The sequence below is a fragment of the Actinosynnema pretiosum genome (genome assembly GCF_024171695.1).
In the GTDB taxonomy this organism is placed as follows: domain Bacteria; phylum Actinomycetota; class Actinomycetes; order Mycobacteriales; family Pseudonocardiaceae; genus Actinosynnema; species Actinosynnema pretiosum.
In genome coordinates, this window is the sequence record NZ_JAMTCF010000024.1 from 60,959 (window position 1) to 86,877 (window position 25,919).

General features: G+C 74.2%; 20 protein-coding genes. 12 read left to right on the forward strand and 8 right to left on the reverse strand.

Annotated features, from left to right (window positions below; translation table 11 throughout):
* Window positions 1-9: 9 nt before the first annotated feature.
* Complete coding sequence (locus tag LV78_RS35450; protein ID WP_253850481.1) at window positions 10-888, reverse strand: hypothetical protein; 879 nt, start codon at window positions 886-888, stop codon at window positions 10-12.
* Window positions 889-1,000: 112 nt separating this feature from the next.
* On the opposite strand from LV78_RS35450, the gene LV78_RS35455 reads away from it, so the two are divergent.
* Both LV78_RS35455 and LV78_RS35460 read left to right on the forward strand, forming a co-directional pair.
* Window positions 1,001-1,363, forward strand: coding sequence for a DUF2203 domain-containing protein (locus tag LV78_RS35455; RefSeq protein WP_015800823.1), 363 nt, complete (start codon window positions 1,001-1,003; stop codon window positions 1,361-1,363).
* A 63-nt stretch (window positions 1,364-1,426) separates the two neighbouring features.
* Window positions 1,427-2,110 carry a type II toxin-antitoxin system CcdA family antitoxin gene (locus tag LV78_RS35460; protein ID WP_253850482.1) on the forward strand — a complete coding sequence of 228 codons (684 nt, stop codon included), beginning with the start codon at window positions 1,427-1,429 and terminating at the stop codon, window positions 2,108-2,110.
* A 24-nt stretch (window positions 2,111-2,134) separates the two neighbouring features.
* Here LV78_RS35460 and LV78_RS35465 read toward each other — a convergent pair whose 3' ends face one another.
* Together LV78_RS35465 and LV78_RS35470 are read right to left on the reverse strand one after the other, a co-directional pair.
* Window positions 2,135-3,118 carry an acetylxylan esterase gene (locus LV78_RS35465; RefSeq protein ID WP_253850483.1) on the reverse strand — a complete coding sequence of 328 codons (984 nt, stop codon included), beginning with the start codon at window positions 3,116-3,118 and terminating at the stop codon, window positions 2,135-2,137.
* 87 nt (window positions 3,119-3,205) lie between these two features.
* Window positions 3,206-4,243 (reverse strand): LacI family DNA-binding transcriptional regulator, encoded by a 1,038-nt coding sequence (locus LV78_RS35470; protein WP_253850484.1) that lies wholly within the window; start codon window positions 4,241-4,243, stop codon window positions 3,206-3,208.
* Between the two features lie 252 nt (window positions 4,244-4,495).
* Here LV78_RS35470 and LV78_RS35475 point away from each other — a divergent pair, with 252 nt between their 5' ends.
* The 7 genes from LV78_RS35475 to LV78_RS35505 are packed head-to-tail and all read left to right on the forward strand — an operon-like array spanning window position 4,496 to window position 14,769.
* Window positions 4,496-6,895 (forward strand): beta-xylosidase/alpha-l-arabinosidase, encoded by a 2,400-nt coding sequence (locus tag LV78_RS35475; protein WP_253850485.1) that lies wholly within the window; start codon window positions 4,496-4,498, stop codon window positions 6,893-6,895.
* A complete protein-coding gene (locus tag LV78_RS35480; RefSeq protein ID WP_253850486.1) occupies window positions 6,892-7,890 on the forward strand; it encodes an ABC transporter permease in 999 nt (332 codons plus the stop codon). Before LV78_RS35475 ends, LV78_RS35480 begins: the two co-directional genes overlap by 4 nt.
* Complete coding sequence (locus tag LV78_RS35485; protein WP_253850487.1) at window positions 7,887-8,828, forward strand: carbohydrate ABC transporter permease; 942 nt, start codon at window positions 7,887-7,889, stop codon at window positions 8,826-8,828. The genes LV78_RS35480 and LV78_RS35485 overlap by 4 nt, the downstream gene beginning before the upstream one ends.
* A 47-nt stretch (window positions 8,829-8,875) precedes the next feature.
* On the forward strand, window positions 8,876-10,504 hold the full coding sequence (locus LV78_RS35490; protein ID WP_253850488.1) for an ABC transporter substrate-binding protein: 1,629 nt from the start codon (window positions 8,876-8,878) through the stop codon (window positions 10,502-10,504).
* 7 nt (window positions 10,505-10,511) lie between these two features.
* Entirely contained in the window at window positions 10,512-12,050 is a 1,539-nt protein-coding gene (locus LV78_RS35495; RefSeq protein WP_253850489.1) for a GH39 family glycosyl hydrolase, read from the forward strand.
* A complete protein-coding gene (locus tag LV78_RS35500) occupies window positions 12,047-12,733 on the forward strand; it encodes a glycosyl transferase (RefSeq protein ID WP_253850490.1) in 687 nt (228 codons plus the stop codon). Before LV78_RS35495 ends, LV78_RS35500 begins: the two co-directional genes overlap by 4 nt.
* Entirely contained in the window at window positions 12,730-14,769 is a 2,040-nt protein-coding gene (locus LV78_RS35505) for a beta-galactosidase (protein WP_253850491.1), read from the forward strand. The genes LV78_RS35500 and LV78_RS35505 overlap by 4 nt, the downstream gene beginning before the upstream one ends.
* Here LV78_RS35505 and LV78_RS35510 read toward each other — a convergent pair.
* Genes LV78_RS35510 through LV78_RS35520 form a run of 3 tightly spaced genes read right to left on the reverse strand, consistent with a single transcriptional unit; the run spans window position 14,759 to window position 18,739 of the window.
* Window positions 14,759-16,087 (reverse strand): DUF6297 family protein, encoded by a 1,329-nt coding sequence (locus LV78_RS35510; protein ID WP_253850492.1) that lies wholly within the window; start codon window positions 16,085-16,087, stop codon window positions 14,759-14,761. The genes LV78_RS35505 and LV78_RS35510 overlap by 11 nt on opposite strands.
* A complete protein-coding gene (locus tag LV78_RS35515; RefSeq protein WP_253850493.1) occupies window positions 16,084-16,740 on the reverse strand; it encodes an ABC transporter ATP-binding protein in 657 nt (218 codons plus the stop codon). The genes LV78_RS35510 and LV78_RS35515 overlap by 4 nt, the downstream gene beginning before the upstream one ends.
* Before the next feature lie 46 nt (window positions 16,741-16,786).
* Window positions 16,787-18,739, reverse strand: coding sequence for an alpha-glucuronidase (locus LV78_RS35520; RefSeq protein WP_253850494.1), 1,953 nt, complete (start codon window positions 18,737-18,739; stop codon window positions 16,787-16,789).
* Window positions 18,740-18,932: 193 nt separating this feature from the next.
* Between LV78_RS35520 and LV78_RS35525 the strand changes: the two genes are divergently transcribed.
* Genes LV78_RS35525 through LV78_RS35535 form a run of 3 tightly spaced genes read left to right on the forward strand, consistent with a single transcriptional unit; the run spans window position 18,933 to window position 21,234 of the window.
* Window positions 18,933-19,709: a class I SAM-dependent methyltransferase gene (locus tag LV78_RS35525; protein WP_253850495.1), complete on the forward strand. Its 777-nt coding sequence runs from the start codon at window positions 18,933-18,935 to the stop codon at window positions 19,707-19,709.
* Window positions 19,709-20,623 (forward strand): saccharopine dehydrogenase NADP-binding domain-containing protein, encoded by a 915-nt coding sequence (locus LV78_RS35530; RefSeq protein WP_253850496.1) that lies wholly within the window; start codon window positions 19,709-19,711, stop codon window positions 20,621-20,623. Before LV78_RS35525 ends, LV78_RS35530 begins: the two co-directional genes overlap by 1 nt.
* Window positions 20,623-21,234 carry a TetR/AcrR family transcriptional regulator gene (locus LV78_RS35535; RefSeq protein ID WP_162945080.1) on the forward strand — a complete coding sequence of 204 codons (612 nt, stop codon included), beginning with the start codon at window positions 20,623-20,625 and terminating at the stop codon, window positions 21,232-21,234. Before LV78_RS35530 ends, LV78_RS35535 begins: the two co-directional genes overlap by 1 nt.
* A 112-nt stretch (window positions 21,235-21,346) precedes the next feature.
* Here the strand turns inward: LV78_RS35535 and LV78_RS35540 are convergent, their stop codons facing one another.
* Both LV78_RS35540 and LV78_RS41285 read right to left on the reverse strand, forming a co-directional pair.
* The gene (locus LV78_RS35540) at window positions 21,347-22,786 is read right to left on the reverse strand and encodes a glycoside hydrolase family 43 protein (RefSeq protein WP_253850497.1); all 1,440 of its coding nucleotides are present in this window, start codon (window positions 22,784-22,786) and stop codon (window positions 21,347-21,349) included.
* 376 nt (window positions 22,787-23,162) lie between these two features.
* A complete protein-coding gene (locus LV78_RS41285) occupies window positions 23,163-25,838 on the reverse strand; it encodes a LuxR family transcriptional regulator (protein WP_301307958.1) in 2,676 nt (891 codons plus the stop codon).
* Window positions 25,839-25,919 lie beyond the last annotated feature (81 nt).

A 25,919-nucleotide genomic window follows, 5' to 3' on the forward strand; every position in this document is an offset into this window, starting at 1 on the left:
CGCGCGGGCTCAGTCGCAGGCGATGCCGTCGCGGTCGCGGTCGAGGTCGTAGACGTCGTCGCCGACCACCCGGACCGGGCCCCGCACGTACGCGGGACCGTTGCCGCTGCCGCCCTCGCAGTCGACGTCGTCCGCGATCGGGACGCAGGCGTCGGCGTAGTTGGGGTGGCAGCCGTCGTTCGCCGGGGCCGCGGCGGTGCCGCCCAGCGGCGGGACGACCAGCGAGACCGGCGGGACCAGCTCCTCCGTGGTCACCGGCGCGGCGAACGTGGTGGTGGTGGTCGTCGTCGTCGCGGTGGTGGTCGTCGTCCTGGGCGCGGTCGAGCCGGTCGTGGACAGCGGCGCGACGCTCCCCGCCTGGCTGCTCTGCTGCCGCGCGTTGACCGCGAGCATCGCGACCATGAGCGCCAGCACGACACCGGCCGAGATCAGCAGCGGCTTGCGCGACTTCGCCGCGGGCTTCGGCGCGGGCGCCCGCGGCGGCTTCGGCGCATCGGCGCCGGGATGCCGGGAGTCCGGGTCGGAGGGCACCAGCACGGTCAGCTCGATGCCGGACCGGCCGCGCTTGGCCCTGGCCTCGCACAGCGGCCGGACACCGCTGGCGATGGCCCGCTCCAGCATCCCCGCGTAGCGCCGGGACATCGCCGGGTCCAGCTCGCCCACCCGCAGGCCGTTGATCCTGGCCTCGACGACCCGCGCGCCCACGGCGGGGGCGAGCACGACCAGCTCGACCTTGACCTCGTTGTGGCCGCCGAGGGGCGCGTCGTAGGCCGCGAGGACGTCCTGGTGGCGCTCCACCCCCGTGAGCGACACCGGCAGGTTCCCCGGTAACGGCCAGAAACCCTCGGTCGCGTTCTCCCGCACGTTCTGCTCCCCCTCGTTCCGCAATGCTTCCACCACGACCATCGGCCACCGGCGCGCGGTGTTACCGGTCGGTCGGGTGTCACGGCGGGGCGGGCGGCCGGGGCGGGGGGCCGGTTCGCGTGGTTAGGCTGCCCCGGTGGGACTGTTCACCGTGGACGAGGCCAAGGCCGAGCTGACCGCCCTCATGCCCGTGCTCGACGAGATCGTCGCGCTGCGCGCCGACGCCGCCGAGCTGGCCGCCTCGCGCGCGGACGGGGGCTCGCCATCGCCGCTCGGCGGGCTGCCCGAGCTGAAGGCCGCCCAGGCGCGGTTGGACGAGCTGATGACGGCCGTGCAGGACACCGGGGCCGAGCTGAAGGGGTTCGCGCCGCTGCTGGTCGACTTCCCCGCCGACCTGGACGGCGTCCCGGTGCTGCTGTGCTGGTTGGAGGGCGACCGGGCGCTGGAGTGGTACCACCGGGCCGACATCGGGTTCGCCGGGCGGCGCAGGCTCCCTTGACGGGATGACCCCAAGTGGGGTTACGTGTGGGGTTACAGAGATAACCCCACACGGGAGGTCGTCATGCCCAAGATCAACGTCTACCTGCCGGACGACCTCGCCGAGACCGTGCGCGCGCTGGACGTGCCGGTCTCCGCGATCTGCCAGCGCGCGCTGGAGCAGTCGGTGCGCCGGGTCGCCGCGATCCGCGCCGCCGACCCCGCCGACCTGTCCGGGCTGGAGCGCGTCACCGACCGGTTCCGGGGCGCGCTCGCGCTGGCCGCCGCGCGCGCCACCGGCGAGGTCGGCACCTCCGACCTGCTGCACGGCCTGCTGACCGAGGGCGACAACCTCGCGGCGCGCGTGCTGCCCACCCTCGACGTGGACGTCGCCGCGCTCCGGCGGGCCGTGCCCGAGCGGCCGGACGCCTCGGGCGGGCGGACCTGGAGCGCCGAGGCGGCGAGCGCGCTGGAGCTGAGCGTGGTGGAGGCGCTGGCCCTCGGGCACAACTACGTGGGCTGCGAGCACCTGCTGCTGGGGCTGGTCGCCGAACCGGACGGCGGTGGCGGGCGGGCGCTGCGCGCGGCGGGGGCGGACGTGAGGTCGGTGCGGCGGGCGGTGACCGCCGCGCTGAGCGGGTACGAGCAGCTGCGCGCCAACAGCCCCGCGCCCGACCAGGGCGCTGCGCTCGCCGCCGTCACCGGGCTGGTGCGGCGGGAGCTGGCGCCGCTGGTCGAGCGGATCAGCAGGCTGGAGCAGCGGGGGTGACCGCGCGGGTCGTGCTGGCGCTGCTCATCGTGCTGGCGCTGGCCTGAACCGCTCGGCCAGCCAGCGGACCTGGCGCTCGGCGTGCACCGCCTCGCCGTGCTCGTGGTGGTTGAACGGGTAGACGGCGATCTCGGTGTCGTCCCCGGCGAGCGCGTTGAACGCGGCGAACACCCCGGACGGCGGGCAGACGTTGTCGCGCAGGCCGGTCGCGAACAGCGCGGGGGCGGTGGTGCGGCGGGCGAAGTGGACCGCGTCGAAGTGGGACAGGGTCTCCAGCACGCGGTCGGCGACGCCCCGGCGCACCGACAGGTACTGCACGATCTCGCCGTACGGGTGCGCGTCGGTGATCAGCACGTTGCGCGCGATGTGGCACAGCAGCGGCGCGCTGGCGAGCAGGGCCGCCGCGCCGCCGCTGAGCCCGGCCGCGGCGATGGCGAACCCGCCGCCCTGGCTGTTGCCCGCGACCGCGATCCGGGTCGGGTCGACGCCGGGGAGCGCGGCGGCGGCGTCGACGGCGCGGGCCGCGTCGGTCAGCACCCGGCGCAGGTAAGCGGTTTCCGGGTCCTCGACGCCCCTGGTCAGGAAGCCGGGCGCCGACGGGCCGGAGCCGACCGGGTCGGGGGTGTCGCCGCCGCTGCCGTACTGGCCGCCCTGCCCGCGCGTGTCCACCAGCAGGTGCGCGTACCCGGCGCACGGCCACAGCAGCCGCTCCTGAGGCAGGCCCCTCCCCCGGCCGTAGCCCAGGTGCTCCACGACCACCGGGAGCGGTTCGTCGCCGTGCGGGCGGGAGTACCAGGCGCGGATCGGGTGGCCGCCGAACCCGGCGAACGTGACGTCCCAGGTGCGCAGCAGGGTCAGGCCGGTGTCGACGGGTTCCAGCGCGAGGATCGGTTCGCGGGAGCGCGCGTCGTCCATGGTGGACTTCCAGAACTCGTCGAAACCGGCGGGTTCGGGCACGTCCGGCCGGTGGTCGCGCAGCTGGTCGAGCGGGAGGTCGAACAGGGGCACGGCGCTGTCCTCTCGGTGCGGTGGCGGGGAACGGGCGCGGCGGGGCTCGGCGGCGGGGGTTCGGCGGCCGGGCTCGACGGCCGGGGTTCAGCGGCGCGGTGGCGCGGTGCTCTGGCGCACCACCAGCTCGGTCGCGAGGTCTATCCGCTCCACGGCGGGCCGCTCGCCGCGCGCCAGCGTGAACACCATCTGCGCGGCCGTCGCCGCCATCTCCGGCAGCGGCTGGCGGACCGTGGTCAGGCCGGGGCCGATCCACTCGGTGACCGGCAGGTCGTCGTAGCCCACGATCGACAGGTCGCCGGGGATCGACAGGCCCAGCTCGCCTGCGGCGCGCATGACGCCCAGCGCCTGGAAGTCCGACCCGGCGAAGATGGCCGTCGGCCGGTCGGGGCGGGTGAGCAGGTCCATGCCGTGCGCGTAGCCGCCGTTGACGTAGAAGTCCCCGTACCGCACCAGTTCCGGCGCCACCGGGAGGCCGCCGGACTCCAGCGCGCTGCGGTAGCCGTCGACGCGGGCCCGGCTGCACAGCATCGTGGTCGGACCGGAGATCACCGCGATCCGCTCGTGCCCCAACGAGATCAGGTGCCGGGTGGCGGCCAGCCCACCCGCCCAGTTGGTGGAGCCGACGGTGGGCACGCCCGGCGGCGGCTCGCCCGCCGTGTCCACGAAGACGAACGGGATGCTGCGGGCGGTCAGCCGGGCCCGCTGCTCCTCGTCCAGGTCCGACAGCACCAGGATCACGCCTATCGGCCGCCTGGCCAGCAGGTCGTCGAACCACTCGCCGGGCGGCCGGAGCGCGCCGCCCAGCTCGGACAGCACCACGGCGGCGCGCTCCTCGGCGGCGGCCCGCTCGACGCCCCGGATGATCTGGGTGGCCCACACCGAGTTCATCTCGTGGAACACCAGGTCGACCAGCGCGGGCCGGGACGACTGGCGGGCGCGCCTGCGCCGGTAGCCGCTGCGCTCGATCAGGCCCTCCACCCGCGCCCTGGTCTCGGCGGCCACGTCGGGCCTGCCGTTGAGGACCTTGGAGACGGTCGGGACGGACACCCCGGCCTCGGCCGCGATCGAGGTGATCGAGGCGGGGTGCCCGAGCTCCGGGTCCGGTGCGGGCGACGTGCTCATGCGGTACCCCGTTCAGCCGAGTCGCCCGGCGGTCGCCGGACCTAAAGTTTCGGGGCCAGAGCGTAGAGCTTCCGCCCCCAGTTGCCAACGGATGGTCGAAGTCTGGCAACGAATCCCCTGGAAGCAAAACGGTCACGGGGTGTTGACGTGGTGGATCACGGGTCTTACGGTCTGCCCACCGGGCCGGTATGTCGGGCTAGATTTCGATAGTTTCGGCCATTCACGAGGACGTGAAGCGGAGGTACCTGGTCGATGGCGAACAGGACGGCGGACGGGGGCGCCCCCTGGCGGGACGCGCGCCTGCCGGTGGCCGATCGGGTCGAGGCGCTGGTCTCGGCGATGACGCTCCGCGAGAAGCTCGCCCAGCTCGTGGGCGTGTGGGTGGGGGCCGACCCGGAGGGCGGCGACGTCGCGCCGCACCAGTCCGAGCTGACCGGTGAGCCCGTCGACTGGACCGAGGTGATCTCCGCCGGGCTCGGCCAGCTGACCAGGCCGTTCGGCACCAGGCCGGTCGACCCGGTGCTCGGCGCGCGCTCGCTGGCCTCCGCCCAGGAGCAGATCGTGGCGGCGAGCCGGTTCGGCGTCCCCGCGCTGGTGCACGAGGAGTGCCTGACCGGGTTCGCCGCCTGGCGCGCCACCGCCCACCCGGCCCCGCTGTCCTGGGGCGCCTCGTTCCGGCCGGAGCTGGTGGAGGCGATGGCCGGGCGGATCGGCGCCTCGATGCGGGCGGCGGGCGTGCACCAGGGGTTGGCGCCGGTGCTGGACGTGACCCGCGACTACCGCTGGGGCCGCACCGAGGAGACCATCGGCGAGGACCCGATGCTGGTCGGCCTGGTCGCCGCGGCGTACGTGCGGGGGCTGGAGAACGCCGGGATCGTGGCCACGCTCAAGCACTTCGCGGGCTACTCGGCCTCGCGGGCGGGCCGCAACCTCGGACCGGTGTCGATCGGGCCGCGCGAGCTGGCCGACGTGGTCCTGCCGCCGTTCGCGATGGCGGTGCGCGACGGCGGCGCGCGGTCGGTGATGAACTCCTACAGCGAGCTGGACGGCGTGCCGTCGGCCGCCGACGCCGGGCTGCTCACCGGGCTGCTGCGCGAGGAGTGGGGCTTCACCGGGACCGTGGTCGCGGACTACTTCTCGGTGAAGTTCCTCCAGACCCTGCACGGGGTCGCGGGCGACGAGGAGCGGGCGGCGGCGCTCGCCCTCGGCGCGGGCGTGGACGTGGAGCTGCCGACCGTGCGCTGCTACGGGGAACCGCTGCTGCGCGCGGTCTCGCGCGGGGACGTGCCGGAGGAGCTGGTGGACCGGGCGCTGCGCCGGGTGCTGGCGCAGAAGGTGGAGCTGGGACTGCTCGACCCGGACTGGTCGCCGCTGCCCGACTCGGTGGACTCGCTGGAGCTGGACGACGCAGGCTCCAGGACGATCGCGCTGGAGCTGGCGCGCGAGTCGGTGGTGCTGCTGGCCAACGGCGGCGGCGCGCTGCCGCTGCGGCCGTCCGCGCGGGTCGCGCTGGTGGGGCCGCTGGCGGACGACCCGATGGCGATGCTCGGCTGCTACTCGTTCCCCGCGCACATCGGCGTGCACCACCCGGACGCCGGGCTGGGGCTTGCGATCCCGACCGTGCGGGACGGGTTGCGCGGGCTGGGCGTCGAGGTCGCGCACGCGGTGGGCTGCCAGGTCGACGGCGAGGACCGCTCCGGGTTCGCCGAGGCGGTCGCGGCGGCGCGGGGCGCGGACGTGTGCGTGGTGGCGGTGGGCGACCGGGCCGGGCTGTTCGGGCGCGGCACGTCCGGCGAGGGCTGCGACGCGACGGACCTGACCCTGCCGGGCGTGCAGGCGGAGCTGGTGCGCGAGGTGCTGGCGACCGGGACCCCGGTGGTGCTGCTGCTGATCACCGGCCGCCCGTACGCGGTGGGCGACCTGGTGGCGGGGTCGGCGGCGGCGGTGCAGGCGTTCTTCCCCGGCCAGCTGGGCGGTCGGGCGATCGCCGAGGTGCTGACCGGCGCGGTCAACCCGTCCGGACGGCTGCCGGTGAGCGTCCCGGCCGATCCGGCGGGACAGCCGGGGACCTACCTGTCGGTGCCGCTGGGGCGGCGGACGGGGGTGTCCTCAGTGGACCCGACGCCCGCGTTCCCGTTCGGGCACGGGCTGTCGTACGGCGGGTTCACCTGGTCCGAGCCCTCGGTGTCGGCGGCGGACTGGCCGGTGGACGGCGAGGTGCGGGTGGAGCTGGAGGTGCGCAACACCGGCGGGGTCGACGGGTCGGACGTGGTGCAGCTGTACCTGCACGACCCGGTGGCGTCGGTGACGCGGCCGGTGGTGCGGCTGGTCGGGTTCGCCAAGGTCGACCTGGTGGCGGGCGAGGCGGCGCGGGTGGCGTTCACCGTGCCCGCCGACGTGGCCGCGTTCACCGGGACGGCGGGCCGGGTGGTCGTGGAGCCGGGCGAGATCCGGCTGCGGGTGGCCCGCTCCAGCGCGGACGTGCACGGGGAGCTGGTGGTGGACCTGGTGGGCGGGGTGCGCGAGGTGGCGCACGCGACCCGGCGGTGGACGGCGACCGCGCTGGTCGAGCAGGCGCCCGCCGCGCCCGCGCGCACCGCGCCTGCGGGGGCGCTCGCGGGCGCGGCGGCCGGAGAGGCCTCGGGGGCATGACCGCCGCACCGGAGACGGCCCTCGTCGCCGAGACGGTGGCCGAGGCGAGGCCCAGGCGCGGGAAGTGGCCGGGCAGGCGCCCGGCGGGCAGGCGGGAGAGCTGGCGGCGGGCGCTGCGCAGGGACTGGCAGCTGTACTCGCTGGCCGTGCTGCCGCTGCTGTTCTTCCTGGTGTTCCGCTACCTGCCCATGCTGGGCAACGTGATCGCGTTCCGCCGGTTCGTGCCGGGCGGCAGCGTGTTCGGCGAGTCCTGGGTCGGGCTGCGGTACGTGGAGATGTTCTTCAAGGACCCCAACTTCTGGTCGGTGTTCGGCAACACCGTCGTGCTGGGCGCGCTGACCCTGCTGTTCTGCTTCCCGCTGCCGATCGTGCTGGCGCTGATGCTGAACGAGGTGCGCTCGCGCTACTTCAAGAAGTTCGTGCAGACCGTGGCGTACCTGCCGCACTTCCTGTCGATCGTGATCGTGGCGGGCATGGTGATGCAGCTGGTGTCCGTGGAGGGCACGGTCAACCAGATCACCCGGCTGTTCGGCGCGGAGACCGTGGCGTTCATCCAGTCCCCCGACTGGTTCCGCACGATCTACGTGTCGTCCGAGGTGTGGCAGACCGTCGGCTGGGGCACGATCCTGTACCTGGCCGCGCTGACGACCGTGGACGAGCAGCTGTACGAGGCGGCCAGGATCGACGGGGCGAGCCGGTGGCGGCAGACCTGGCACATCACGCTGCCCGGCATCCGGCCGACGATGGTGACGCTGCTGATCCTGAACACCGGCACGTTCATGGCGGTGGGCTTCGAGAAGATCCTGCTGCTGCAGAACCCGCTGACCTACCCGACCGGCGACGTGGTGTCGACCTACCTGTACCGGGTGGGCCTGGTGTCCAACAACTTCAGCTACGCCGCCGCGATCGGCCTGTTCGAGGCGCTGGTGGGGCTGGTGCTGATCCTGTCCGCGAACGCGATCTCGCGGCGAGCGGTGGGGACGAGCCTGTGGTGACGCCGGAGCTGACGGAGAAGGCCGGGGCGCTGGAGAAGCCGGTCGTGCGCGCGGCGCCGCGCGGGCTCGACGACAGCCCCGGCTACCGGGTGTTCCGGGTGGTGAACACCGCGCTGCTGCTGGGCGTGGTCGCGGTGACCCTGTACCCGTTCCTGAACATCGTGGCCCAGTCGTTCAGCGACGAGCAGGCCATCCGCACGGGCCGGGTGAACCTGCTGCCGCAGGGGTTCGACCTGAAGACGTACCGGTTCGTCATGGCGGACCCGGCGTTCTGGAACGGCTACCTGAACACCGTGGTGTACACGGTGGTGGCCACCGCGATCGCCATGGCGCTGACCACGGTCTACGCCTACGTGCTGTCCAAGCGGCGGCTCAAGGGGCGCGGGCTGCTGATCGGGATCGCCGTGTTCACCATGTTCTTCAACGGCGGCCTGATCCCGAACTACGTGCTGATCTCCAGCCTGGGCATGAAGAACACGCTGTGGGCGGTGGTGCTGCCGAACGCGATCAGCGTGTTCAACCTGCTGGTGATGAAGTCGTTCTTCGAGAACCTGCCGTCCGAGCTGGAGGAGGCGGCGGTCGTCGACGGCCTGAGCGCCTACGGCGTGCTGCTGCGGATCGTGCTGCCGCTGTCCAAGGCGGTGCTGGCGACGATGGTGCTGTTCTACGCGGTGGCGAACTGGAACGCGTGGTTCGGGGCGTTCCTGTACTTCGACCGGGCCGACATGTTCCCGGTGACCGTGTACCTGCGGAACATGATCGCCGGGGCCTCCGGGGCGGACGCGGTCGGCGCGGGCGGGTCGGCCGACGTGGCGCAGGTGTCGGCGAACATCAAGGCCGTGACGATGGTGCTCACCGTCCTGCCGGTCCTGGTGGTCTACCCGTTCGTGCAGAGGTTCTTCGTGTCGGGCGTGATGCTCGGCGCGGTCAAGCAGTAGCGCGCTCTCACCCGTTGACGACGCTGTCACACCCGAGGAGTTGCCCGATGCGCACGAAGTGGAAGAGGCCGTTCACCGCACTGGTTGCGGGTGGCCTGGTCGCGAGCCTGGTGGCCTGCGGCGGCGACGACCCCGGCTCCGCGCCGGTGGACCTGGACGGCAAGCGGGTGGGCGCGATGGCCGACTTCGCCGTCGGCACGCCGTTCAAGGCCACCGAGCCGCTGGACTTCGGCATCCTCTACAACGACCACGCCAACTACCCCATCAAGAACGAGTGGATGCTCTGGTCGGAGCTGACCTCGCGCACCAACGTCACGCTCAAGCCGACGGTGGTGCCCAACAGCGACTACGACCAGAAGCGCAGCCTGGTCATCGGCGCCGGGGACGCGCCGGAGATCATCTCCAAGACCTACCCCGGCATGGAGCGGCCGTTCGTGGCCTCCGGGGCGATCCTGCCGGTCAGCGACTACCTCGACCTGATGCCGAACTTCAAGGCGAAGATCGAGAAGTGGGGCCTGAAGAAGGACCTGGACACGCTGCGCCAGGAGGACGGCAAGTTCTACGTCCTGCCCGGCGTGCACGAGGCACCGTGGCAGGACTACACGCTGGCGTTCCGCACGGACGAGCTGGCGCGGCTGGGGATCGCGACCCCGAAGACCTGGGACGAGGTGCACACCGCCCTCAAGGCGATCAAGGCCGCGCACCCGGACAGCTACCCGCTGTCGGACCGGTTCGAGGGCAAGGCGCTGCTCAACGTCCTCGGCATGACCTACGGCGCCGCCGCCGGGTGGGGCTACGTCAACGCGACCTGGGACGAGGGCGCGGGGAAGCTGGAGTTCAGCGCGGCCAGCCCGCAGTACAAGGAGATGCTGGAGTACCTGCGCAAGCTCGTCGACGAGGGGCTGCTCGACCCGGAGAGCTTCACCCGCAAGGACGACCAGATCGCGATCCGCAAGTTCGCCAACGGCGAGTCGTTCGCCATCAGCGCCAACGCGCAGAACGTGGTCAACGACTACCGGCCCGCGATCTCCGGCATCCCCGGCGCGACGGTGGCGAAGATCCCGCTGCCCTCGGGCCCCGCCGGGAACCTGATCACCGGGTCGCGGCTGGAGAACGGGCTGATGATCCCGGCCAAGGCCGCCGAGAGCGAGCACTTCGTCGCGATGATGCAGTACGTCGACTGGGTCTGGTACTCCGAGGAGGGCCAGGAGCTGGTGAAGTGGGGCGTGCCGGGCACGACCTACGACAAGGACGCCTCGGGCAAGCGGGTGCTGAACCCCGGCATCACCTACGCGGGCACCAACACCGGCGCGCCCAAGCACCTGCAGAAGGACTTCGGCTTCGCGGGCGGCGTGTTCGCCTACGGCGGTCCGACCGAGCTGCTGCGCTCGACGTTCACCGCCGAGGAGATCGCGTTCCAGGAGGAGATGGCGAAGAAGACGCCCGCCCCGCTGGTGCCGCCGTACCCCTTCACCGAGGAGGAGCGCGAGCAGGCCTCGCTGTGGGAGACGCCGCTGAAGGACTACGCGCAGCAGTCGGCGCTGCAGTTCGTCCTGGGCGACCGGGACCTGTCGACCTGGGACGCGTACCTGGCCGAGCTGGACGCCAAGGGGCGGACGCAGTTCGTGGACCTGGCCAACAGCGCCCACCAGCGCTACAAGCAGAAGAACGGCTGAGCCGGGGATGGGCGCCGACCGCACGACCGTTCCCGACCACCCGATCGGCCCGATGCCGCAGACCTGGCGCGAGTGCGTCGGGACCGGCAGGCTGAACCTGGCGCTGCGCTCGGACTACCGCGAGTCGCTCGCGGTGCTCCAGCGGGACATCGGGTTCCGCCACATCCGGGGGCACGGGCTGCTGTCCGACGACCTCGGCGTGCTGCGCGAGTCCGGCTCGGGCGTGCGGCGGTGCTCGTTCACCTACCTGGACCAGGTGTTCGACACCTACCTCGGGCTGGGCGTGAGACCGTTCCTGGAGCTGGGTTTCACGCCCGGCCTGCTCGCCTCCGGCGACGACACCGTGTTCTGGTGGAAGGGCAACATCACCCCGCCGCGCGACCACGGCGAGTGGGCCGCGCTGGTCACGGCGCTGCTGCGGCACCTGATCGACCGGTACGGGCTCGCCGAGGTGCGCACGTGGCCGATCGAGGTGTGGAACGAGCCGAACCTGCCGCAGTTCTGGAAGGACGCCGACCAGGCCGCGTACTTCCGGCTGTACGAGAGCACGGCCCGCGCGGTGAAGGAGGTCGACGCCGGGCTCCTGGTCGGGGGCCCGGCGATCTCCCCCGGCTCGGACGACTGGTGGGCGCCGTTCGCGGAGTTCGTCGCCGCGAGCGGCTCGCCGGTGGACTTCGTGAGCAGGCACGCCTACACCTCCGGGCCCGCGCAGCACATCCCGTTCGGCACCTACCAGACGTTGTCGGCCCCGCAGGACCTGCTGGCCCAGTTCGCCGCGCCGCGCGAGCACCTGGCGGGCACCGCGCTGGCCGGGCTGCCGGTGCACATCACCGAGTTCAACAGCTCCTACCGGCCGGACAACCCGATCCACGACACCGCGTTCCACGCCGCCTACCTGGCCCCGGTGGTCACCGGCGGCAACGACCTGGTGGACTCGTTCGCCTACTGGACGTTCTGCGACGTGTTCGAGGAGGAGAACGTCCCGACCTCGGTGTTCCACGGCGGGTTCGGGCTGCTCACGCACCGGCAGGTGCCCAAGCCCGCGTACCACCTGTACGCGTTCCTGGCGCGGATGGGCGCGCACGTGCTGGCGCGCGGCGAGGACCACCTGGTGTGCAAGGACGACGACGGCCGGGTGAGTGTGCTGGCCTGGCAGCCGGTGGGCGGCAGCGACGCGCCCGCGGCTGCCGAGCGGCACGAGGTGCGGCTGTCGGTGCCGGTGGACGCGCCCACCGCGTTCCTGCGCCGCGAGCGGGTGGGCGAGCACGACGGCAACGCGTTCGCCGCGTGGCGGGAGCTGGGGCGGCCGTTCTCCCCCACCGAGCGGCAGTTCGACCTGCTGCGGGACTGCGCGCGCCCGGCCGTGGAGCACTCGGCGCTGCCGGTGGCGGGTGGCCGGGTGGAGCTGGACCTGGCGCTGTCGCGGCACGAGGTGACGTTCGCCGAGGTGCTGCCGGTGCGGCCCGCGCACCACGAGGGCCTGGACGACCGCAGGCTGCTCGGCGGTTCGGACGCGCGGCTGGTCGCCGCGCACGAGCTGCCGTGAGCGCGCGGCGCGACCCGGCCGCCGAGATCGGGCCGGGGTTCCTGTCGCGGGCGTCGGCGGCGGTGCACTGGTTCGTGGTGCTGGAGCTGCTGCTGGTGCTGACCTGCGCGCCCGCGCTGCTGCCGCTGCTGTTCCTGGCCGACGGTCCGGGCAACGCGCTGCTGGTCGGCCTGTGCTTCGCGCCGGTGGGGCCCGCGCTGTCGGCGGCGGTGTTCGCCTGGCGGCGGTTCCTGACCGATCCGGACCTGTCCCCCGCGCGGCACTTCCTGCGCGGGTACCGGGTGAACGCGGTGGACGTGCTGCGCTGGTGGCTGCCCGCGCTGGCGGTGCTCTCGCTGGTCGGGTTCACGCTGTCCACAGTGGACATGGCCGGGGTGCCCGGCTGGTACGCGCTGCTGCTGGTGCTGGTCGCGGCCGGTGTCCTAGTGTGGTCGGCGCAGGCGCTGGCGCTGTCGTCGGTGCTGGCGCTGCGCACCCGCGACCTGGTGCGGCTGGCCTCCTACTACCTGTTCGCCCGGCCGTCGACGGCGGTGGGCGCGCTGGCGCTGCTGGTCGTGGTGCTGGGCGCGACCTACTTCGGTTCGGACTGGGTGCCGGTGCTGCTGGCCTCGCCGCTCGCGCTGGCCCTGCTGCGCACCGCCGACCCGGCGCTGCGCGACGCCACGGAAAGGTTCACCGCATGACCGGGCAGATCTCCTACGGCGGCGACTACAACCCCGAGCAGTGGCCGGAAGACGTCTGGGACCGCGACTACGCGGCGTTCGAGCTGGCCGGGATCGACACGCTCACCGTGGGCGTGTTCGCGTGGGCGCACCTGCAACCCGCCGAGGACCGGTACGACTTCACGGTGCTGGACGCGATCGTGGAGCGGGCGGGCGCCGAGGGCAAGCGGATCGTGCTGGCCACGCCGAGCGGGGCGATGCCGCCGTGGCTGGCGCGGGCCTACCCGGAGGCGTGCCGGGTGGACTTCGAGGGGCGCAAGCACGTGTACGGGCAGCGGCACAACGCCTGCCCGTCGTCCCCCGCGTTCCGGCGGCTCTCCGTCGCCATGGCCGGGGAGCTGGCGCGGCGGTACGGGGAGAACCCGGCGGTGGTGGCCTGGCACGTGGGCAACGAGTACGGCGGGGCCTGCTACTGCGGGCTGTGCGCGGCCGGGTTCCGGGAGTGGCTGCGGGAGCGGTACGGGAGCCTGGCGCGGCTCAACGACGCGTGGAACACCACGTTCTGGTCGCACACCTACACCGACTGGAACGAGATCGAGCCGCCGAACGCGCTGTCCGAGCACTGGCGCGGGCCTGACCACACCGCGTTCCAGGGCACGACGCTGGACTACAAGCGGTTCATGACCGACGCGCTGCTGGGCGGGTTCGTCGCGGAGAAGGCGGCGATCCGCGAGCACGTGCCGCGCACGCCGGTGACGACGAACTTCATGGGGCTGTACCAGCCGATCGACTACCACCGGTGGGCCGAGCACCTGGACTTCGCGTCCTGGGACAACTACCCGCCGGAGGACGCGGACCCGCTGCGCACGGCGGCGCGGATGGCGCTGGCGCACGGGCTGATCCGGGGGCTGAAGGGCGGCGACCCGTTCTGGGTGATGGAGCAGACGCCGTCGACCACGGCGTGCCGGGACGTGAACCCGGTGAAGCGGCCGGGAGTCCTGCGGCTGTGGTCGTGGCAGTCGGTCGCGCACGGGGCGGACGCGGTGCTGTACTTCCAGATGCGGCACGCGCGCGGGGCGAGCGAGAAGTACCACGGGGCGGTGCTGGACCACGCCGGGCGCACGGACACGCGGGTGTTCCGGGAGGTCGCGGCGCTGGGGGCGGAGTTCGCGGCGGTCGGCGACGCGCTGCTCGGGGCGCGCACCCCGGCGCGGGTGGCGCTGCTGGTGGACTGGGACAGCTGGTGGGCCGTGGAGATGTCGGACGGGCCGAGCAGGCACGTGCGGTACGTGCCGGTGCTGGCGGCCTACCACCGGGCGCTGTGGCGGGCGGGGGCGCAGGTGGACGTGGTGCCGGTGACCGCCGACCTGTCCGGGTACGACGTGGTCGTCGCGCCGCTGCTGCACATGGTGAAGGGCGACGCGGCGGAGCGGTTGGGCGCGGTGGTGCGGCGGGGCGGGTCGCTGCTGACGACGGCGCTGTCGGGGCGGGTGGACGAGGACGACAACGCGTTCCTGGCGGTCGTGCCCGGCCCGCTGGCGGGGTTGCTGGGGCTGCGGGTGGAGGAGACGGACGCGCAGCGGCCGGAGGTGGTGAACCCGGTGTCCTTCGGCGGCGGCGAGTTCGCCGGGCGGCACGTGTTCGAGGTGGTGGTCCCGGAGGACGGCGCGGAGGGTCCGGCGGCGGAGGTGCTGGGGTCGTACGGGGCCGACTTCTACGCAGGCACCCCTGCGGTGACGCGGGCTTCGCGCGGGGACGGCGCGGCGTGGCACGTGGCGACCGTGCTGGACGACGACGGGGTGGACGCGGTGGTGCGGGCGGTGCTCGACGAGCACGGCCTGGTGGGGGCGCTGGCGGACGTGCCCGAGGTGGAGGTGGCGGAGCGGGTGGCGCCGGACGGGACGCGGTACCTGTTCCTGCTGCACCACGGGGAGGCGGCGCGGGTGGTGGGGTGCCCGGTGAGCGGGGTGGACCTGCTGGGCGGTGGCGAGCTGGTGGCCGGGGCGGAGCTGGAGCTGGCCCCGGCGGCGGTGCTGGTGGTGCGGGTCAGCCCGTGACCAGGACGACCTGCACGAGCACGAGGACCAGCAGCAGCCCCGGTCCGCGCAGCACCTGGCGCACGAGGTTGGCCGGGACGACGCCGAACGGGGTGTCCAGGACGACGCCGGAGGAGTAGTCCAGGTCGGGGCGGGTGGCCAGCCTGCAGGTGACGGCCACCGCCACCGCCGCCGAGATCGCGGCCAGCGCGGGCACGGGCAGCGCGGGAACCGTTGCGGCGCACCAGATCAGCGCGCCCGCCGTCGGGATCACCAGGTGCAGCAGGCGGAGTCGCCGGTCGCTGCCGCCGATCGCCCTGCGCAGGGCGGCGTTGCGGGCGAGCGCGCGCAGCCCCGGCGCGAGCCGCTCGGTGGCCAGGAACGCGGCGACCAGGTGCACGGCGCCGAGCGCCGCGTCCGGCAGCACCCCGGCCGCCGCGTGCGGGACGAGCGCGAGGGCGGCCCACACCGCGACGCCGGTCCCGTTGCGGCGCAGGCGGACCAGCTCCGCGCGGAGCACGGCGGCGGCGCGCGGGCCGCGCAGGGCGGCGGACCGGACGCGGCCGGTGGTGAGGGCGCGGCGGGTGGCGAGCAGGTCGGTGAGCACCGCCGGGTCCAGCCAGGTGGCCGACGCGCGGGCGGCGTCGACCAGGCGCGTCCCGCCGGTGAGGCTTGCGCGGGTGAACCGGCCCAGCCGCCGGGACGCGGCGGCGGTCGTGGCCGCGCTCGCGATGCCGGTGACCGCGACCAGCGGCCAGAGGACGCCGTCCGGCGGGAGCGGGTCGCGGCCGGTGACGAGCACGAGACCCAGCAGCAGCACGGCCGCCGCGACGCACAAGCGCAGCGCGCGCTGCGCGGTGGCCACCGAGGCGGGGGCGTGTTGCAGCACGACGGCCCCGGCGCCGACCAGGACGCCGAGCGGCACGCCGGAGGCGGTGACGGCCGCGCTGCCCGTGAACGGGCCGAGCGCGGCGAGCAGCAGCCCGCAGCCCACCGCGCTCGCGGCCAGCGCCGCGCCGAACCGGCCGCGCAGCAGCGACCGGCGGTCCACCGGGCTGGTGAGCAGCCACGACGCGCTCGCCGACGACACCACGACCGGGCCGACCGCGAGCAGCAGCTTGAGCGCGAGCGCGACCAGCAGCAGCGCCACCGGTCCGACGAGCGGGGCGGCTGCGCCGGGCGGGGTGGAGAGCGCGCCCCAGGCGAGCCCGACCGCCATGCCGCCGGGGAGCAGCACGTCCTGGGCGTCGAGGAGCCTGCGCGGCGGCGGGCGCCGGTCGTGCCCGGAGCGGAGCCCGCACAGCTCCCGGCGGAGTTCGGCGGCGGTGGGCGCGGTCACCGCCCGACCTCGACGAGCCCGTCCGCGACCCGCGCCACCAGGGCCTCGTCGTGCGAGGCCAGCAGGACGGCGACGCCCGCGCGCTTCTCGGCGTCGAGCCGGTCGGCCAGCCAGCGCCGTCCCCCGGCGTCGAGCCGCTGCTCCGGCTCGTCCAGCACGAGCAGCCTGCGCGGGCGCACCAGGCAGGAGGCCAGCGCGAGCCGGTGCCGCTGCCCGCTGGACAGGGTGGCGGGGAGCTGGTCGGCGGCGGCGTCCAGGCCCAGCTCGGCCAGCACGTCCGCCACCAGGGCCTCGGGGTCGGCCGAGCCGTGCGACCACGCGCACAGGCGCAGGTGCTCGACCACCGACAGGTCGGGGAAGAACGCCAGGTCGTCCAGCGCGGTGGCGACGGCGGCGCGCGTCGCGGGCGCGGACTCGTCCAGGTCGGCCCCGTCGAGCAGCACCCGGCCCGCGTCGACCCGGTCGACCCCGGCGACGCAGCGCAGCAGCGTGGACTTGCCCGCCCCGTTGGGGCCGACCACGGCGGTGGCGCGGCCCGGTTCCAGGGTGAAGCCCACCTCGTCCAGCACCACGAGGTCGCCGTAGCCCTTGGTGAGGCCGACCACCTCCAGCAGCGTCCCGCCCGTCCGCCCGCCCGTCCGCCCGCGCGTCACCGCTCCCCCTCGCCCCCGTCCGGTCGCGCCGGAAGCTACCAGGGGATCAGTGGATGGTCCGGCCGTGCGCGTCGGGGACTCCGGACTTGCGCAGGAAGTAGGTGTTGACCTGGTCGCGCCACTCCACCGCGCACCGCAACTGCTCGGCCAGCCGCTCGGTGACGCGCTCGTGCACGTCGTCGGAGACCTTGCCGCGCAACGACTCCCAGGTCGCCGCCATCCGCTCGACGGCCGCCACCCCGGCGAAGTGCGTGTCGTAGACGTGCTGCACCACCGTCTTCCCCGAGTGCAGCACGTGCCCGTACGGGACGTGGTGGAAGAACAGCAGCAGCTCGTCCGGGCAGGTGTCCAGGTGCTCGTAGACCTCGCGCCACGGCTGCGGGTACTGGCCGGTGAAGCCGGTGCCGGTGGCGCGGGTGCGGTCGACGCCGACGCCGTCGCGGTCGGCGAAGTGGTAGGTGCCCCAGCGGGTGTACTCGTAGCCGTCGACGTCCGGGCCGTAGTGGTCGCCCGGTCGGACCATGAAGCCGACGCCCAGCGGGGCGGTGTAGTCCTCGTACGCGCGCCAGGAGCCGGACATCAGCGCGTGCAGCGGGGCGTGGGCGGCCGGGTCGGGGAAGGTGAGGGCGATCCACTCGCGCAGGAGCTCGTCGGGGTCGGCGGTCGGGTCCCAGGCGAGCCTGCCGAACGCGTAGAGGTTGGCCTGCGCCAACGGGTGCCCGGTCCAGAACGGGTCGTCGCCGACGTTCGAGACGGCGGTGATCCCGGCGGCGAGGGTGTGGACCTCCCGGTCGCCGAAGGGGAAGCGCAGGACCTCGCTCCACTGCGGCCCGAGGTAGCAGACGTGCCGCTGCTGGCCGGTGTACTCCTGGGTGACCTGGAACTCCACGGCCAACCTGGTGGTCGGCATGGCGGCGATGACCGGGGAGACCGGTTCGCGGGGCTGGAAGTCGATGGGGCCGTTCTTGACCTGGAGCACGACGTTGTCGGCGAACTCGCCGTCCAGCGGGGTGAAGTGGTCGTGCGCCGCTCGGGCGCGGTCGGTGCTGCGGTCGCGCCAGTCCTGGTGGTGGTCGTAGACGAAGGCGCGCCAGAACACCGTGCCGCCGAACGGTTCCAGTGCTTCCGCGAGCGCGTTGGCGCCGTCGGCGTGGTCGCGGCCGTAGCTGAACGGGCCGGGTTGGCCCTCCGAGTCGGCCTTGACGACGTAGCCGCCGAAGTCGGGGATGGCGGCGTAGACGGCGGCGGTGGTGCGGGCCCACCAGGCGCGGACCTCGGGGTCGAGCGGGTCGGCGGTGGTCAGGCCGCCGAGCAGGATCGGGGAGGCGAAGTTGACCGACAGGTGCGCGCGGATCCCGTGCGGGCGCAGCACCTCGGCCAGGCGGACGACCTCGGGGAGCAGGTCGGTCAGCAGGCGGGCCTCGGTGCGGTGCACGTTGACGTTGTTGAGCGCCACCCGGTTCACGCCGATCGAGCCGAGCAGGCGGGCGTACGCGGCGACGCGGGTGAGGTCGGGGCGGACGGCGCCGTCGGCGTAGAGCAGGGAGCCGCCGGAGTAGCCGCGCTCGACCTGGCCCATGACGGGGTGGACGTCGACGTTGTCCCAGTGGTCGAGCATCCGGACCGGGTAGGCGGGGTGGTGCTCGCCGGTCTCCTGGAAAGCGCTCTCACCGGCGCGGACGAGGTGGTGGAAGCCGTAGAGCAGGCCGGGGCCGGAGGCGGTGACGGTGGTGGTCCCGGCCGCGTCGCGGGTGATCGTGAACGCCTCGGGGTCGTCGTCCGGACCGGTGAGGACCAGGTCCAGCTCGGGGTCCTCGGTCACGAGCGCCCCGCCGTGGGCGGTGGTGGCGGCCAGCGCCTCGGCGCGCACGGTGTCGGCGATCGGGCCCTCGCCCACGACGCGGACGCGGCGGGCGCCGAGCGCGCGGAACGCGGTGGGTGGGAGCCAGGCGGGGTGTACGTCGGGGAGCAGTTCGGCCGCACCGAGAGAACCGTTCACCGGTCACCCACCCGAGGGTCCTGGGTCGCCGTCGACCCAATTGGTTTATCCGTTGAACTTAAACGGCTCGGGGGTGGCGGGGCAAGGGATCGGCGGCGTGCGACCCGCGCCACCTCCACGACCGGGGCTTGACAACGGCGCCCCGCGTTGTGAACGCTTGTTCATGAACAAGCGTTCACAACGGAGGTGCGGAGTGTCCGAAGAGGTGGTCAACACCGCCCAGGCGCAGGCCTGGAACGGTCCGGCCGGTCAGCGGTGGGCCGAGCGGAGCGAGCGGTTCGACGCGGTGTGGGGCGGGTTCGACCGGTTCGCGCTCGACCACGTCAGGCCGGGTGACCGGGTGCTCGACGTCGGCTGCGGGACCGGCGCGCTGACCAGGGGCGCGGCCGGGATCGGCGGGTCGGCGACCGGGGTCGACCTGTCCGAGCCGATGCTCGCCAAGGCCCGCGCGCTGGGCGGCGCCCCGGACTACCTGCTGGCCGACGCCCAGGCGCACCGCTTCTCCCCCGGCGCGTTCGACCTGGTGGTCAGCCGGTTCGGGGTGCCGTTCTTCGCCGACCCGGTCGCCGCGTTCGCCAACCTCCGCGCCGCGCTGCGCGCCGGGGGCCGCCTGGCCGTCCTCGTCCCGCACGGGCTCGGCGAGGTCGGCGACCTGCTGACCCGCGTCGTCCCCGGCTGGGGCCCGCTGAGCGCCGGTCCGCTGTCGCTGTCCGAGCCGGACGTGGCGCGCCGGGTGCTCGCCGACGCCGGGTTCGCGCAGGTCGGCGTCGAGGAGGTCCAGGCCTGGCAGGTGTGGGGCGGTGATCCGGACGACGCGGCGGAGTTCCTGCTGTCCTGGGCGTGGCAGGCGATCACGCGGGCGCGCCCGGACGCCACCGAGGCCGAGCTGCTCCCGCCGGTCCGCGCGGAGCTGGCCGGGCGCGGGTGCCGGTTGCGCGCGAGCGCCCTGCTGCTGACGGCGGTGGCCTGATGGCGCGGGTGCTGGTGCTGGGCGGGTACGGCGCGGTCGGGCGGCACGCGGTCGCCGAGCTGGCGCGGCGGCACGAGGTGGTCGTCGCGGGGCGGGACCTGGCGCGGGCGTCGGCGGTGCCCGGCGCGACCGGGGTCCGGGTGGACCTGCGCGACGAGGAGGACGTGCGGCGGGTCGTGGCGGGCGCGGACGTGGTGCTGATGTGCGCCGAGACCGCCAACGGCGCCGTCGCTCGGGCCGCCGCCGAGGCCGGGGCGCACTACCTGGACGTGTCGGCGTCGGCTGGGGTGCTCGCGTCGATCGAGGAGCCCACGGGCACGACGGCGCTGCTCAGCGTCGGTCTGGCGCCCGGCGTGTCGAACCTGCTGGCCCGCTGGTGCGTCGAGGCGACCGGGGCGCGCGAGGTGGAGATCGGGGTGCTGCTGGGCGGCGGCGAGCGGCACGGGGCCGCCGCCGTCGAGTGGACCGCCGCCGGGGTCGCCGGGATGGGCGGGGCGTGGCGGGCGAGGTTCCCCGAGCCGTTCGGGGCGCGGCGGGTGCGCGGGTTCCCGTTCTCCGACCAGGTGACGCTGCCGACCACGCTGCCGGTGGACCGGGTGCGCACCGGGCTGTGCCTGGACTCGCGGCTGGCGACGGCGCTGCTGCCCGCCGTGCGCTGGCTGGGGCCGCTGGCGTCGTCGGTGCACCTGGGCGGGGACGGGTTCGCCGTGGTCGCGTCGGCGGGCGGGATGAGCTGCTCGTTCAGCGGCAGCGGGCAGAGCAGGGCCACCGGCGTGATCGCGGCGGCGCTGGTGGAGCTGCTGCCGACGATGCCCGCAGGCAGGTGGCACGTGGAGCAGGTGGTGGAGCCGGAGGCGTTCCTGGGGGCGCTGGAGGGGTACCGGGTCGCGGGGCCGTCCTACGATGTGCGGTGATGGCACCACGGAGGGCCGCGGCACTGCCCGAGGGCGTGAGCGCGCGCGAACACCTGATCACCGCGGCGGCCGGGCTGGTCGCCGAGCGCGGCACGGCCGGGCTGACCGTGCGGGACGTGGCGCGCGCGGCCGGGCTCGCGCCGGGCGTGCTGTACAACCACTTCGCCGACCGCGAGGAGCTGCTGGCGCTCGCGCTGCACCGGCACGTGCGGCAGGTGGAGGACGCGCAGGGGTTCGCCTGGGGCGGTGATCTCGCGGCCGACCTGCGGGCGTTCGTGGCGCACGCGGTGGCGGTGCACCGGGCGGTGCTGCCCGCGCTGGCCGGGCTGGTGGGGCAGCCGGAGCTGGCGGCCAGGTTCGAGGCGCTGGGCAACCCGATGGGCGGCGGGCTCGGCATGGTGGAGCTGCTGGCGCGGCGGCTGCGCGCGGAGCGGGACGCCGGGAACCTGGCGGCGGGGGCGGACGTGGAGACGGTCGCGACGCTGGTGGTGGGGGCGTGCCACGAGCTGGCGGTGCCCAGGCTGTTCGGGCTGGGCGCGGTGGAGGCGTTCCCGCCGGAGTGCGAGGACGCGGTGGTGGACACGGTGCTGCACGGGGTGCTGCCGCGCTGACCCGCGCCCGGCGGTGGGGTCGCGCGGGCGGCCCGGCCCCGGTGCCAGGCCGCCCGCGCGAGTCTCGGTGGCGCGTTTTCCCCTGCTGTGCAAGGGGATCGCGCCCGGTGGGTCAGGAGCCGACGCGGAAGGTCGCGTCCTGCTGGTCGGTGGCCGTGCTGATCGGGTCGACGCGCAGCGCGTAGCCGGAGTGCCGCAGGTAGCGGTCCGGGAGGTTCGCGGAGCGGAACGAGGACCAGGACGAGTCGGCGAGGCCGGGGACGCGGTGGAAGGTCGCGTCGGCGCGGAAGGCGGCGGTGTTGTCGTTGGCGTCCAAGCGGATCGCGTACTCGTAGTGCCGCAGGTAGCGGGTCGGGTCGGACACCGACTGGAACGAGACGCCCGAGGAGTCCGACAGGCCCGGCACGAGCTTCCAGAGCTGGTCGGTGTACGGGTCGAACGGGTACGGGTCGATGCGGCCGAGGTAGTTCTGGTGGCGCACGAAGCGGTCCGGGAAGTTCGAGGACTTCAGGCGGTTCCAGGACGGGGCGCCCCAGCGGGACAGCAGCGCGGACTGCTCGGCCGCCGTGATCGGGGAGATGGTGGCGTGCTTGGAGTTCAGCGGTTGGGCGTAGGCGCGCTGGTTCATCACCGACCAGGAGTTCGCGCCGAGGTTGCCGGTGGACCAGGCGTAGAACTCGCCGTTCACCGGGGAGTACGAGTCGCACCACAGGTAGTGGGTGTCCGAGGTGTTGGACTTGACCACGATCGGCGCCTCGATGCCGCTGGCCTGCTTGAGTGGGCTCGTGTAGGTGCTGAAGCTGTTGGGGTTCAAGGAGGACGAGCGGGCGCCGTAGATGTTCCCGTCGGCCATGTTCTTGTAGTACAGGTAGTTCGTGCCGTTGCTCGTGGCGACGGTGCCGTCGAGGACGTTGAAGCCGGGGTCGAAGAACACCTGCGGGGAGCCGACGTTCACGAAGTCGGTGGTGTAGTTGACCATGAAGACGTCGCGGGTCCCGTTGTGCGCGGAGTAGAAGATGCCGTACTGGCCGCGCGCCGGGTCGTAGAACGCCTCGGGCGCCCAGGTGTGGGTGTCCATCGAGTGCATCTTCAGCCTGCGGTAGTTGCTGAAGCTGGTCAGGTTCGTGGAGTCCCAGGCGTGGATGTACTGGTTCTTCTGCGTGAAGTCGGTGCCGTTGAGGTCGGTGGCGATGACGACGAACGTGCCGTCCTGCTTGCGCAGGATGAACGGGTCGCGCAGGCCCTTGGTGCCTGCGGTGGGGGTGACGACGGGGTTGTTCTGGTTGAGCGGGGTCCAGTTGAGGCCGTCGCCGCTGACCGCGAGGTGCAGGCCGTAGTTCGCTCCGGTCATGCTGGGGGACTCGGTGAAGTAGCCCATCACGTACGCCGCGTAGGTCGCTTCGGCGCCGGGGCCCTCGGGCTCGGCGGCGACCGGGTGGTCGGGTTGCCGCGCGACCGCTTGCTGGGCGACCGCTTGCTGCGGCGCGACGGCGAGCAGCAGGGTCGCGACGAGCAGCGCCGCCCGGCTGCCCAGGGACCTGGTTCTGACCACGACGTTCCCTCCCAGACACCGCCGTCGTCGATGTTCACGCTCACATCGGCGCGCGACGGCAGTGTCGTGTCCGGTGGTGCGGGGGTGTCCGGCGAGGTGGAGCGGGCGGCGGCCGGTTACCGGGATGTTGCGGACGAGTGTGATCGCTCACAACTGGGGTGTCAACCCCCGCCCTGGAGCCGATCCGGTGCGGCCGAGCGGGTTCTTGACATGCGGCGATGCTTGGTTTTTCCACTCCGGCGGTGCTTGTTGTTAGCGCTAACACGAGTGGGCCCGAAATGCCGGGAAAGCGCAGGTGGGGGCGGTGGTGGGAACCGCCAACGGGACGGGGGCGCGTCGGGCGCGCGGGAACGGGCCCCCGACGTCCGCCGCCCGCTCACCCGAAGCGCTTGACCAGCTCCACCCGTGACCGCACTTCCAGCCGCGCGAAGATGTTCCGCAGGTGGTGCTCGACGGTCCGGTGGCTCAGGAACAGCCGCGCCGCGACCTCCCGGTTGCTCGCCCCCTCCGCGACCAGCCGGGCGATCCTGGCCTGCTGCGGGGTCAGCTCGCCGAACCCCCCGCTCCGGTCGCCCGCCCGCTCACCCGCCCGCTCGCCCGCCGCCGTCTCCCCCGCCGCCCGCAGCTCGGCGCGCGCCCGACCGGCCCAGTGCTCGGCCTCCTGCCGCTCGAAGATGTCCGCGGCTTCCCGCAGCACCTCCCGAGCCGCCCTCGGCCGCCGCGTCCGCCGCAGCCAGCGCCCGTAGATCAGCTGCGTCTTCGCCAGCTCCAGCGCGCCGCCGCTCCCCCGGTGCAGCCGCAGCGCCTCGGTGAAGTGCGCGCGCGCGTCCTCACCGTCCGCCAGCACCCCCAGGCACCGGTGCGCCACGGCCCGCCGGGCGGCGCTCCCGCCGCTGTCCGCCCAGCGCTGGAACCGCCGCAGCTCCCGCTCCGCCCACCCGACCTCGCCGCACCCGGCCGCCGCCTCCACCAGGTGCGGCACGGCCATGGTCCGGATGCCCTCGTGCACGCCCCCGTACCGCCCGCCGGACTCCAGCGCCCGCAACCGCTCCAGCGCGACGACGGGGCGCTCGCGCGCCAGGTCGACGCACGCCAGCGCCCAGGCCGCGAGCGTCCCGGCCCGGCCGAGGCCGTTGCGGGAGACCTGCTCGGCGGCGGTGTCGACGCGGTGCAGCGCGGTGTCGCAGTCGCCGCGCAGCGCGGACAGCAGGGCGAGGATCATCAGGTGGTCGGCGGCGGCGTTGCGCTGGCCGACGGCCTCCGCCGCGTGCAGGCCCTCGAACGCGGCGGAGAGCGCGAGCGCGTGCCGGTCCAGCAGCAGCGCCGACAGGGCCTGGTAGATCAGCGCCCACGGCAGGAACGCGGTCAGCCCGCGCTCGCGGGTGGCGACCACCGCGCCACCGGCCAGCTCGTGCGCCTTGGCGGAGTCGCCGAGCACGTAGGCGGCGTGCCCGCCCCACACCCCGGCCTGCGGCACGGGGGTGCGCTCGGCGGTGGCGACGACCGCGCGCAGCAGCGGCACGGCCTCGGCGTGGTGGCCCCGGAAGGTGGCTTCCATGCCGAGCACGTGGTCGAGCACGAGGGCTTGCGCGTCGGGGTCGTCGGGCGAGCGCAGGTCGGCGGCGGCGCGGGCGATCTCGGTGTGCAGCGCGTGGTCGCCCGCGCCGCACGCGGCCTCGCCCGCGAACCCGAGTGCGAGGGCGGCCTGGGCCCGGTGCGCCCCGGCGAGGGCGGCGGAGGCGCGGAGCAACCGGCGGGCGGCGCCGTCCGGCTGGCCGCCACCGAGGTCGAGGCCTCCCCGGACCAGGTCGGCGAGCGCCCGGAGCTCCGGGCTGTCGGACAGCCGGGCGGCGGCGGTGAGCGCGGACCTGGCGGGGCCTGCGGCGCCTGCGGTCCAGTGGTCGGCGGCGGCGCTGACCAGGCGGCGGGCGCGGAGCGCGGGGGCGCTGGTGAGCGCGGCGGCGCGGTCGTGGTCGCGGGCGGCGCGGGCGTGGTCGCCGCAGCGGCGGGCCCGGCGGGCCTCGGCGTGCAACCGCTCGGCCTGGGCGTCCCTGGCGCCGGGGGCGGTGGCGGCCTGGTGCCAGGTGCGGCGGGGGCCGGGTGGGAGGGCCTTGGCGAGGGCGGTGTGGGCGGCGTAGCGCTCGGCGAGGGGGAGTTCGGCGGCCAGGGAGGTGCGGGTGAGGGGGTCCGGGAGCAGCAGGGGGGCGGCTTCCTGGACGGCGGCGGGGCCGATGTCGGGGAGGCGGGCGAGGGTGTCGGGGTCGAGGTCGGGGTCGACCAGGGCCAGGGCGGTGGCGGTGCGGGCGCGGGGGGAGAGGCGGTGGAAGCGGGCGCGGAGGCGGGAGCGGAGGGTGCTGGTGGAGGGGAGGAGGTTCGGGGCGGGGGCGGTGCCGCCGAGGTGCTCGGCGGTGAGGGCGGCTGCGAGTTCCACCAGGGCTAGGGGGTTTCCGGAGGCCAGGTGGGCGAGGTCGTCGGCCAGGTCGGCGGGGAGGCCGGGGCGTAGGTCGTTGAGGACTCGGAGGGAGTCGGGGTGGGTTAGGGGGGTGAGGTCGATGGTGGGGAGGGTGGAGAGGGTGGGTGGGGTGGAGGGGTTTGGTTGATTCGGCAGGTTGGGCAGGTTGGGCAGGTTGGGCAGGGCGGGCAGGTTGGGTAGGGCGGTCGCACCGGACAGGGCGGTCGCGCCGGACAGGTCCGACAGCCCTGGCAGGCCTGGCAGGCCTGGCAGGCCTGGCAGACCGATCTCGCCGGGCAGACCGGGTAGCCCCGACAGGCCGGTCTCACAGGCGAGGAGGACGGCAACGGGTTCGGCGGCGAGCTCGGGAAGGGCGCTGAGCAACGCGGACAGGTCGAGCAGGTGCGCATCGTCCACGCAGAGCAGAACCCGACGGGGGTGGTCGGCGAAGTCCGCAGCGGCTCGGCGTGCGGCACGCAGGAGCGCGGTCTTGCCGGTGCCGGGACCACCACGCAGCACCAGCGCTCCCCCACGCCCAGCGCGGGCGTGGTCGAGCAGTGCGTCCACGGCGACGCGCTGCCGGTCGCGTCCGAGCAGCATCAGTCCAGTCTCACCAGCCGGAGGGCTGCGGTGGAACCCCACGACCGTGGCTGACTCTTGACACCGGGGACGGAGGCGGGA

Excerpts from the sequence above, each read along its gene's own strand:
- LV78_RS41285 (WP_301307958.1), bottom strand. The coding sequence starts at position 25,838 with ATGCTGCTCGGACGCGACCGGCAGCGCGTCGCCGTGGACGCACTGCTC.
- LV78_RS35470 (WP_253850484.1), bottom strand. The coding sequence starts at position 4,243 with ATGAGCACGTCGCCCGCACCGGACCCGGAGCTCGGGCACCCCGCCTCG.
- LV78_RS35530 (WP_253850496.1), top strand. The coding sequence starts at position 19,709 with ATGGCGCGGGTGCTGGTGCTGGGCGGGTACGGCGCGGTCGGGCGGCAC.
- LV78_RS35480 (WP_253850486.1), top strand. The coding sequence starts at position 6,892 with ATGACCGCCGCACCGGAGACGGCCCTCGTCGCCGAGACGGTGGCCGAG.
- LV78_RS35505 (WP_253850491.1), top strand. The coding sequence starts at position 12,730 with ATGACCGGGCAGATCTCCTACGGCGGCGACTACAACCCCGAGCAGTGG.
- LV78_RS35460 (WP_253850482.1), top strand. The coding sequence starts at position 1,427 with ATGCCCAAGATCAACGTCTACCTGCCGGACGACCTCGCCGAGACCGTG.
- LV78_RS35490 (WP_253850488.1), top strand. The coding sequence starts at position 8,876 with ATGCGCACGAAGTGGAAGAGGCCGTTCACCGCACTGGTTGCGGGTGGC.
- LV78_RS35495 (WP_253850489.1), top strand. The coding sequence starts at position 10,512 with ATGGGCGCCGACCGCACGACCGTTCCCGACCACCCGATCGGCCCGATG.
- LV78_RS35475 (WP_253850485.1), top strand. The coding sequence starts at position 4,496 with ATGGCGAACAGGACGGCGGACGGGGGCGCCCCCTGGCGGGACGCGCGC.
- LV78_RS35535 (WP_162945080.1), top strand. The coding sequence starts at position 20,623 with ATGGCACCACGGAGGGCCGCGGCACTGCCCGAGGGCGTGAGCGCGCGC.